Source organism: Ralstonia sp. 25mfcol4.1 (genome assembly GCF_900104095.1).
In the GTDB taxonomy this organism is placed as follows: Bacteria; Pseudomonadota; Gammaproteobacteria; order Burkholderiales; family Burkholderiaceae; genus Cupriavidus.
Window position 1 is genome coordinate 94,562 of record NZ_FNJO01000020.1, and the last position, 8,217, is coordinate 102,778.

At 65.8% G+C, this 8,217-nt stretch carries 7 protein-coding genes and 2 pseudogenes; 2 read left to right on the forward strand and 7 right to left on the reverse strand.

The window, feature by feature from the left end:
- Positions 1–14: 14 nt before the first annotated feature.
- Positions 15–2,879, reverse strand: a complete 2,865-nt coding sequence (gene uvrA, locus BLQ58_RS26090; protein ID WP_092603218.1) for an excinuclease ABC subunit UvrA — start codon at positions 2,877–2,879, stop codon at positions 15–17.
- A gap of 393 nt (positions 2,880–3,272) precedes the next feature.
- Here uvrA and BLQ58_RS26095 point away from each other — a divergent pair, with 393 nt between their 5' ends.
- Positions 3,273–4,523 carry an MFS transporter gene (locus BLQ58_RS26095; RefSeq protein ID WP_092603221.1) on the forward strand — a complete coding sequence of 417 codons (1,251 nt, stop codon included), beginning with the start codon at positions 3,273–3,275 and terminating at the stop codon, positions 4,521–4,523.
- Positions 4,524–4,750: 227 nt separating this feature from the next.
- Positions 4,751–5,299, forward strand: coding sequence for a single-stranded DNA-binding protein (locus BLQ58_RS26100; RefSeq protein ID WP_092603223.1), 549 nt, complete (start codon positions 4,751–4,753; stop codon positions 5,297–5,299).
- A 100-nt stretch (positions 5,300–5,399) separates the two neighbouring features.
- Here BLQ58_RS26100 and BLQ58_RS29595 read toward each other — a convergent pair.
- The 6 genes and pseudogenes from BLQ58_RS29595 to BLQ58_RS29600 all read right to left on the reverse strand — a co-directional run.
- Positions 5,400–5,532, reverse strand: a pseudogene (locus BLQ58_RS29595) (arsenical resistance protein ArsH); the annotation flags it as partial.
- Entirely contained in the window at positions 5,529–5,951 is a 423-nt protein-coding gene (arsC, locus tag BLQ58_RS26105; RefSeq protein WP_092603225.1) for an arsenate reductase (glutaredoxin), read from the reverse strand. The pseudogene BLQ58_RS29595 and the gene arsC, both read right to left, overlap by 4 nt.
- 8 nt (positions 5,952–5,959) lie before the next feature.
- Positions 5,960–7,024 (reverse strand): ACR3 family arsenite efflux transporter, encoded by a 1,065-nt coding sequence (gene arsB / locus BLQ58_RS26110; protein WP_029051500.1) that lies wholly within the window; start codon positions 7,022–7,024, stop codon positions 5,960–5,962.
- Positions 7,021–7,533, reverse strand: coding sequence for an arsenate reductase ArsC (locus BLQ58_RS26115; RefSeq protein WP_029051501.1), 513 nt, complete (start codon positions 7,531–7,533; stop codon positions 7,021–7,023). Before BLQ58_RS26115 ends, arsB begins: the two co-directional genes overlap by 4 nt.
- A gap of 87 nt (positions 7,534–7,620) precedes the next feature.
- On the reverse strand, positions 7,621–8,109 hold the full coding sequence (locus BLQ58_RS26120) for an ArsI/CadI family heavy metal resistance metalloenzyme (RefSeq protein WP_029051502.1): 489 nt from the start codon (positions 8,107–8,109) through the stop codon (positions 7,621–7,623).
- Positions 8,110–8,112: 3 nt separating this feature from the next.
- Positions 8,113–8,217 (reverse strand): annotated as a pseudogene (locus BLQ58_RS29600) (transcriptional regulator); the annotation flags it as partial.

Consider the following 8,217-nt stretch of genomic DNA (forward strand, 5'->3'; position numbering starts at 1 on the left):
AACCGTCGGGCGCCTTATTTCCGCTTCAGCAGCGGCGCCAGGTACTTGCCGGTAAAGCTCGCCTTGCTGGCCGCCACGGCTTCCGGCGTGCCCTTGGCGATGACCTGGCCGCCGCCCGCACCGCCCTCGGGGCCCATGTCGATCAGCCAGTCAGCCGTCTTGATGACGTCCAGGTTGTGCTCGATGATGACCACGGTATTGCCATGGTCGCGCAGCTTCTGGATCACGGCCAGCAGCAGTTCGATGTCGTGGAAGTGCAGCCCGGTGGTCGGCTCGTCCAGGATGTACAGCGTGCGGCCCGTGTCGCGCTTGGACAGTTCCAGCGACAGCTTCACCCGCTGCGCCTCGCCGCCTGACAGCGTCGTAGCCGATTGTCCAAGCCGGATATAACCCAGGCCCACGTCCAGCAGCGTCTGCAGCTTGCGGCGCACCACGGGCACGGCGCTGAAGAATTCGTGGGCCTGCTCCACGGTCAGGTCCAGCACCTCGGAGATGTTCCTGCCCTTGTACAGCACCTCCAGCGTTTCGCGGTTGTAACGCTGGCCGTGGCAGACATCGCACGGCACGTAGACGTCCGGCAGGAAGTGCATCTCGACCTTGATCACGCCGTCGCCCTGGCACGACTCGCAGCGGCCGCCCTTGACGTTGAACGAGAACCGGCCGGGATCGTAACCGCGCTCCTTGGCTGCCGGCACGCCCGCGAACAGTTCGCGGATCGGCGTGAACAGGCCCGTGTAGGTGGCCGGGTTCGAGCGCGGCGTGCGGCCAATCGGGCTCTGGTCGACGTTGATGACCTTGTCGAAGTTTTCCAGCCCCTCGATCTGGTCGTGCGGCGCCGGTTCGGCCGTCGAGCCATACAGGTGGCGCGCCACGGCGTTGTAGAGCGTGTCGTTGATCAGCGTGGACTTGCCCGAGCCCGACACGCCGGTGATACACGTCAGCAGGCCCACCGGGATCTCGGCCGACACGTTGCGCAGGTTGTTGCCCGTGGCATTGACGATGCGCAGCAGCCGCTCCGGGTCGGGCGCGGCGCGCTTCTTCGGCACCTCGATGCTGCGCTGGCCCGACAGGTACTGGCCAGTCAGCGACGCCGGCGACTGCTCGATCTGCGCGGGCGTGCCTTCGGCCACGATCATCCCGCCATGCACGCCGGCGCCGGGGCCGATGTCGACCACGTAGTCGCAGGCCCGGATCATGTCCTCGTCGTGCTCCACCACCAGCACGGAATTGCCGATGTCGCGCAGGTGCTTGAGCGTGCCGATCAGGCGGTCGTTGTCGCGCTGGTGCAGGCCGATCGACGGCTCGTCCAGCACGTACATCACGCCGGTCAGGCCCGAGCCGATCTGCGAGGCCAGGCGGATGCGCTGGGCCTCGCCGCCCGACAGCGTGTCGGCGCTGCGCTCCAGCGACAGGTAGTCGAGCCCCACGTTGTTCAGGAAGTTCAGCCGCGCCGAGATCTCCTTGACGATCTTGTCGGCGATCTCGCGCTTGGCGCCGTGCAGGTTCAGCGTCAGGAACCACGTGAGCGCGTCGCGCAGCGGCAGGCCGTTGATCTCGTAGATCGCGCGCGCCTGGTCGTCCTCGCCGATCTTCACATGGCGGGCCTCGGTACGCAGGCGCGTGCCGTGGCAGGCCGGGCAGGCCTGGTTGTTCTGGTACTTGGCCAGTTCCTCGCGCACCGCCACCGAATCGGTCTCGCGATAGCGGCGTTCCAGGTTCGGAATGATCCCCTCGAACGCATGCGAGCGTACCGTGGTGCGGCCGCGCTCGTTGATGTACGTAAACGGGATTTCCTGCTCGCCCGAGCCGTGCAGCACCACCTGCTGCACTTCGGCGGGCAGGTCCTCGAATGCCGTCTCGGTGTCGAAGTCGTAAAACGCCGCCAGGCTCTGCAGCATCTGGAAGTAGAACTGGTTGCGGCGGTCCCAGCCCTTGATGGCGCCCGAGGCCAGCGACAGGTTGGGAAAGGCCACCACGCGCTTCGGGTCGAAGAACGTGATCTGGCCCAGGCCGTCGCAGCTCGGGCAGGCGCCCATCGGGTTGTTGAACGAGAACAGGCGCGGTTCCAGTTCCTGCAGCGAATACGAGCAGATCGGGCAGGCAAAGCGCGAGCTGAACATGTGCTCGCGGCCGGTATCCATTTCCAGCGCGAGCGCGCGGCCGTCGGCCAGGCGCAGGGCGGTCTCGAACGATTCGGCGAGGCGCTGCTTGATGTCGGCGCGCACCTTCACGCGGTCCACCACCACGTCGATCGAGTGCTTTTCGGTCTTCTTGAGCTTCGGCAGGCTGTCCACTTCATAGACCTTCGCCTCGGCCTCGTGCGCCGTGCCGCCGCCCGAGCGGATGCGGAAGCGCACGAAGCCCTGCGCCTGCATCGAATCGAACAGGTCGGAATGCTCGCCCTTGCGGTCGGACACCACGGGCGCCAGGATCATCAGCCTGGTGTCTTCGGGCAGCGCCAGTGCGGCATCCACCATCTGCGACACGCTCTGGGCCTGCAGCGCGATGTTGTGGTCGGGGCAGTAGGGCGTGCCGGCGCGGGCGTAGAGCAGGCGCAGGTAGTCGTGGATCTCGGTGACCGTGCCGACCGTGGAGCGCGGGTTGTGGCTGGTGGCCTTCTGCTCGATCGAAATGGCGGGCGACAGCCCTTCGATCAGGTCGACATCTGGCTTTTCCATCAGTTGCAGGAACTGGCGGGCGTAGGCGGACAGCGATTCCACGTACCGGCGCTGGCCCTCGGCGTAGAGGGTATCGAACGCCAGCGAGGACTTGCCGGAGCCGGACAGGCCCGTGATCACCACGAGCTTGTTGCGCGGCAGGTCCAGGTTGATGTTCTTCAGGTTGTGGGTACGCGCCCCACGGATCTTGATTTCTTCCATATACCGTTCGTTCGCCCGGTGGGCGGCCTGCGAGCAGGTCGGTCCCGCGGAAATTCGATGTGCCTGGCCAGACGCCTGGGGCGCCCCGGACAAGGGCGCCAGCCTGCCGCTTCGCGCACATTTCACGCCGATCCAAAGCCGGACGTGATGGAACAAGCGCGAGAAGCAAACCTGCTAATATACCGAACTTCGGTTTCCGGGGTTACCCGGCGCCAAACGGACTGAAGACGGCGACGTGCCGGCGGGGCCGCAGGCATCGCGGCCGCGTCTGTTGCGTGGATGTCTGCGATGCCAGACAAGGCAACGTCCGGGCAACTTCCGGGCGCCAGCGCGTGTCGAAGCTGCCAGGCTGACCGAGCCAGCGACCGAGCCAGAATTCCACCTACGACCGCAATGCCGTCGATCCCCCCTTCCTCACCCAGCCTTTCCAACGAGCCCACCCGCGCCGAACCCGTGCGCGACCGCATGACCCGCGGCGAGCTGCACGCCAGCCTGTCGCTGGCCAGCATCTTTGCCCTGCGCATGCTGGGCCTGTTCCTGATCCTGCCCGTCTTCGCCGAATACGCGCGTTCGCTGCCCGACGGGCACGACGCACAGCGCGTCGGCGTGGCGATGGGCATCTACGGCCTGATGCAGGCCTTCCTGCATATCCCGCTGGGCTGGCTGTCCGACCGCGTGGGCCGCAAGCCGGTCATGGTTGCCGGCCTGCTGCTGTTCGTGGCCGGCGCGCTGGTCGCTGCCTTTTCCGATACGCTGACCGGCATCACGGTCGGCCGCGCGTTGCAGGGCATGGGCGCGATCTCGGCGGCCATTACGGCCTGCATCGCCGACCTGACACGCGAACGGCATCGTACAAAAGCCATGGCGATGGTCGGCGGCAGCATTGGACTGACGTTTGCGCTGTCGCTGGTGATTGCCTCGCCGCTGCTGCACAGCATCGGCATGTCGGGCATCTTCGGGCTGATGGGCGTGCTGGGTGTCCTGGCCATCGGCGTGACCCTGTTCGTGGTGCCCAACCCGCCGCCGCCCCATCCGGTGCAGATGCCATTCCGCAAGGTGCTGCTCAATGCCGACCTGATCCGCCTGAACGTGGGCGTGCTGGCGTTGCATGCCAGCCAGGTGGCGATGTTCATGGTGGTGCCGACGATGCTCAGCGACGCCGGCATGCCGCTGGACCAGCACTGGAAGGTCTATCTGCCCGTGGTGCTGGTGTCGTTCCTGCTGATGCTGGCGCCGATGATGGCCGCCGAACGCTACGGCAAGGTGCGGCCGGTGCTGCTGGCGTCGGTCGCGCTGATGACGGCCGTGCAGCTGATGTTTGCCACCGTGCACGGATTGTGGCCGATCGTCGGCGTGCTGCTGCTGTTCTTCGTCGCGTTCAACGTGCTGGAGGCCATGCAGCCGTCGCTGGTGTCGCGCTACGCGGCCGCCAGCCGCGGCGCCGCGCTCGGCGTTTACAACACGACGCAGTCGCTGGGCCTTGCCCTGGGCGGTGTCGCGGGCGGCTGGCTGCTCAAGCACCAGGGCCGTCCGGCGGTGTTCGTGGCCTGCGCGGCGGTGCTGCTCCTCTGGCTTATAATCGCCTGGAGCATGAAGGCGCCGCCGGCTCGCAGCAAGGATGGCGCCCCGGCAGTGGCGGCTTAGACACACTTTTTCACCTATCCGCAAAAGCCCGACACGCTTTTTCCTGACATCGGCGGTAGCATTCGACACGCGCCCGACGGAGTGTTCCGAACGGCGCGTGATGTCGTTTACGGTCGTCCGGTCATGGGCCTGTGCCGGGTGACGGTCGCGGGCCCGGTTATTTCTTGCGAATCTCGCACTACGTTTAACGCCGCGCTGAAAGGGCGCGGTCCTTGGAGAACTCTTATATGGCATCGGTCAACAAAGTCATCCTCGTCGGCAATCTGGGCGCCGACCCCGAAACCCGCTACATGCCCAGCGGCGACGCCGTGACCAACATCCGGCTCGCGACGACCGACCGCTACAAGGACAAGCAGAGTGGCGAGTTCAAGGAAGCGACCGAATGGCACCGCATCGCCTTCTTCGGCAAGCTGGCCGAGATCGCCGGTCAATACTTGCGCAAGGGTTCGTCGGTCTATATCGAAGGCCGCATCCGCACCCGCAAGTGGCAGGACCAGTCCGGCCAGGACAAGTACAGCACCGAAATCGTGGCTGACCAGATGCAGATGCTGGGCGCCCGCCAGGGCGGCGGCGGCGGCGACGAAGGCGGCTACGGCGGTGGTGCCGGCGGTGGCGGTGGCTACAGCCGCGAATCGCAAGGCGGCGGCGGTGGCTACGGTGGCGGCCGCGCTCAGGGCGGCCAAGGTGGCGGTGGCGGCCAGCAGGGCGGCCAGCGCCGTCAGCAGCAAGCCCCGTCGAACGGCTTCGAGGACATGGACGACGATATTCCGTTCTGACCCCGTGCCTTGCAGGCAGTCTCTGCAAAGAAAAAAACCCCGCCTCCGTGCGGGGTTTTTCTTTGGGGCGGTGGTTTGGGTAGCCACGCCATGCGGGTGGCGACGTTTCGCGCAGCGAGCCGTAGGGCAGCAGGATGCGCGGCGGGTGGGTGCCGGCGCGTGGCGGTTCCAGCTTATAGAGGTCGGGCGTATCCGAGCACCGCATGGACGATATTGGGCAGACCCGCGGTCATCGGACCCTCCGCCTTTGCGCGTCGATGACGGCCTCGCCGTCTTCCTTGGTGAAGGCGCCTTGCTGCGGCGCCGGCAGGATGTCCAGCACGAGTTCCGACGGCCGGCATAGCCGCACGCCTAACTCGGTGACGACGAATGGCCGGTTGATCAGGATCGGATGGGCCAGCATGGCATCGAGCAACTGGTCGTCGGTGAGTGCTGGATCACCAAGGCCAAGCTCGGCATAGGGCGTACCCTTCTCGCGGATCGCTTCGCGCACAGTGAGCCCGGCATCGCGGATCATCGCCTGCAAGGTCTGCCGGTCGGGTGGCGTGTTCACGTACTGGATGACGGTGGGCTCGATGCCCGCATTGCGGATCATGGCCAGCGTGTTGCGCGACGTACCGCACGCCGGGTTGTGATAGATGGTGACGGTCATGGGGTATCTCAGTGCGATTCGTACCAGTGCTGTGAGCGGTTGACCACGCCCACGACGAACAGCATCACGGGGACTTCGATCAGCACGCCGACGACGGTGGCGAGCGCCGCGCCGGATTGGAAGCCGAACAGGCTGATGGCGGTGGCCACGGCCAGTTCGAAGAAGTTGCTGGCGCCGATCAGGGCGGATGGGCCGGCCACGCAATGGGCCACGCCGAGCTTGCGGTTGAGCAGATAGGCCAGGCCGGAGTTCAGCAAGACCTGAATCAGGATCGGTACGGCCAGCAGCAGGATGATCAATGGCTGTTCGACGATGGCATTGCCCTGGAAGCCAAACAGCAGCACCAGCGTCGCGAGCAGGGCGGTGATCGAGTAGGGACCCAGCGCGCAAACTACACGCTTGTAGGTGGCTTCGCCCCGTGCCAGAAGTGCCTTGCGGATGACCTGTGCGATCAGCACCGGCACCACAATGTAGAGGGCCACCGAGGTGATTAGCGTATCCCAGGGCACCGTGATCGACGACAGACCCAGCAGCAGCGCGACGACGGGCGCGAAGGCGACGACCATGATCGCGTCGTTGAGCGCGACCTGCGACAGCGTGAAGTACGGATCGCCCTTGCAGAGCTGGGACCAGACAAACACCATCGCCGTGCAGGGTGCCGCCGCCAGCAGGATCAGGCCAGCGATATAGCTGTCGAGTTGATCCACTGGCAGCCAGCCAGCGAACAGGTGTCGGATGAAGATCCAGCCCAGCAGCGCCATGGAGAACGGCTTGACCAGCCAGTTCACAAAGAGCGTCACGCCGATGCCGCGCCAGTGTCCCGCGACCTGGCCCATGGCACCGAAATCGATCTTGATCAGCATCGGGATGATCATGATCCAGATCAGCACGCCGACCGGCAGGTTCACCTGTGCGACCTCCATGGCGCCAATGGCCTGAAAGACCGGTGGCAGCCATTGACCGAGCAGGATGCCCGCCACGATGCAGAGCGCCACCCAGACGGTCAGGTAGCGCTCGAAGAAGCCAATGGCGCTGGGTTGTGCCGCTGCGGCGGACCGTTGCGCCGTGCTCATTGCCCGGCCTCCACAGGCTGCTCGCCGATGGCGCGCATCTCCTTCTGGATGGCGTTATGGTCCAGCACGTGCAGCGGCAGGTTCACGAACTGGCTGACGCGATTGAGGATCTGACGGAAGACCTGGTCGAACACCTTGCGCTTCTCGTCATCGGAGCCCTGGATGGCGGCGGGGTCCATGAAGCCCCCTTGTGCCGTGATGGGCGTGCCGGGCCAGATCGGGCAGATCTCGCCCGCGGCCTGGTCGCAGACGGTGATGACGAAGTCCATCCTGGGTGCGTCGGGCAGGGCGAACTCATCCCAGTTCTTGCTGCGCAGGCCAGAGGTGTCGTAGCCGATCGACTGGCAGCGCTCGATGGCAAAGGGATTGACCGTGCCAGAGGGATGGCTGCCGGCGCTGTAGGCGTGAAAGCGTCCCTTGCCGAGCACATTGAACAGCGCTTCGGCCATGACGCTGCGGGCGGAATTGCCGGTGCACAGCACCAGCACGTTGAAAGTCTTGTCGGACATGGTGGTTGTTGGGCGATTGAGCGACGTTGGGGCGAGCGGGTGCCTCCTCGCGCGAGGTCCCGATGCGGGAGGCGGGTCAGGGAGTGCTCAGCAGCAGCCGGATTCCGGCGTGCAGCAGGCGGTCTTGGCGGTTGGCTTCGGCGTGGCGCTCAATTGGACCGGCACGCAGCACGCGGCGGCCTCGGCGCTCCGCTCCCGTGACTCACCATAGGTCGGCGCGCCACCAAGCGTGTGAAACGATTCCCAAGCGATCCCCGTTGGGTCCACTGACCAGTGCTTGTTCGAGGTCGCGTAGCAGCAGTTCGTCTCGGACTGGGACTGCAGGGGCAGGTCGGCGCTGGCGAGGCGCGTCTGCGTCTCGGCCAGCTCCGCGTCGGTCTCTACCTGGATGCCGAGATGGTCGACGCCGAGCTTCTCCGTGCGATTGGAGATCGCGAAGTTCACGCGCGGGTCGTCGAGCGCCCACTTGGCGTAGTCGTCCCGGACGACAGTGGGTTCGGCAGCGAACAGGGCCGAGTAGTAGCGGATGCTGGCCGGCAGGTCGGCCACGCTGACGTGGACGTGGAAGCGCTTCATGGTTCAGGACTCCGTGGCGACGGAACAAGAGGACACCGGCGAACACGGATTGCCACCACAGCAGTTCTCCGTGAGATAGCCGAGCAGGGCATTCATGGTCTCGAAGCG

What these genes read in the sequence shown, in the direction of transcription:
- uvrA (WP_092603218.1), bottom strand. Translation starts at nt 2,879, where the DNA reads ATGGAAGAAATCAAGATCCGTGGGGCGCGTACCCACAACCTGAAGAAC.
- BLQ58_RS26095 (WP_092603221.1), top strand. Translation starts at nt 3,273, where the DNA reads ATGCCGTCGATCCCCCCTTCCTCACCCAGCCTTTCCAACGAGCCCACC.
- BLQ58_RS26100 (WP_092603223.1), top strand. Translation starts at nt 4,751, where the DNA reads ATGGCATCGGTCAACAAAGTCATCCTCGTCGGCAATCTGGGCGCCGAC.
- arsC (WP_092603225.1), bottom strand. Translation starts at nt 5,951, where the DNA reads ATGACCGTCACCATCTATCACAACCCGGCGTGCGGTACGTCGCGCAAC.
- arsB (WP_029051500.1), bottom strand. Translation starts at nt 7,024, where the DNA reads ATGAGCACGGCGCAACGGTCCGCCGCAGCGGCACAACCCAGCGCCATT.
- BLQ58_RS26115 (WP_029051501.1), bottom strand. Translation starts at nt 7,533, where the DNA reads ATGTCCGACAAGACTTTCAACGTGCTGGTGCTGTGCACCGGCAATTCC.
- BLQ58_RS26120 (WP_029051502.1), bottom strand. Translation starts at nt 8,109, where the DNA reads ATGAAGCGCTTCCACGTCCACGTCAGCGTGGCCGACCTGCCGGCCAGC.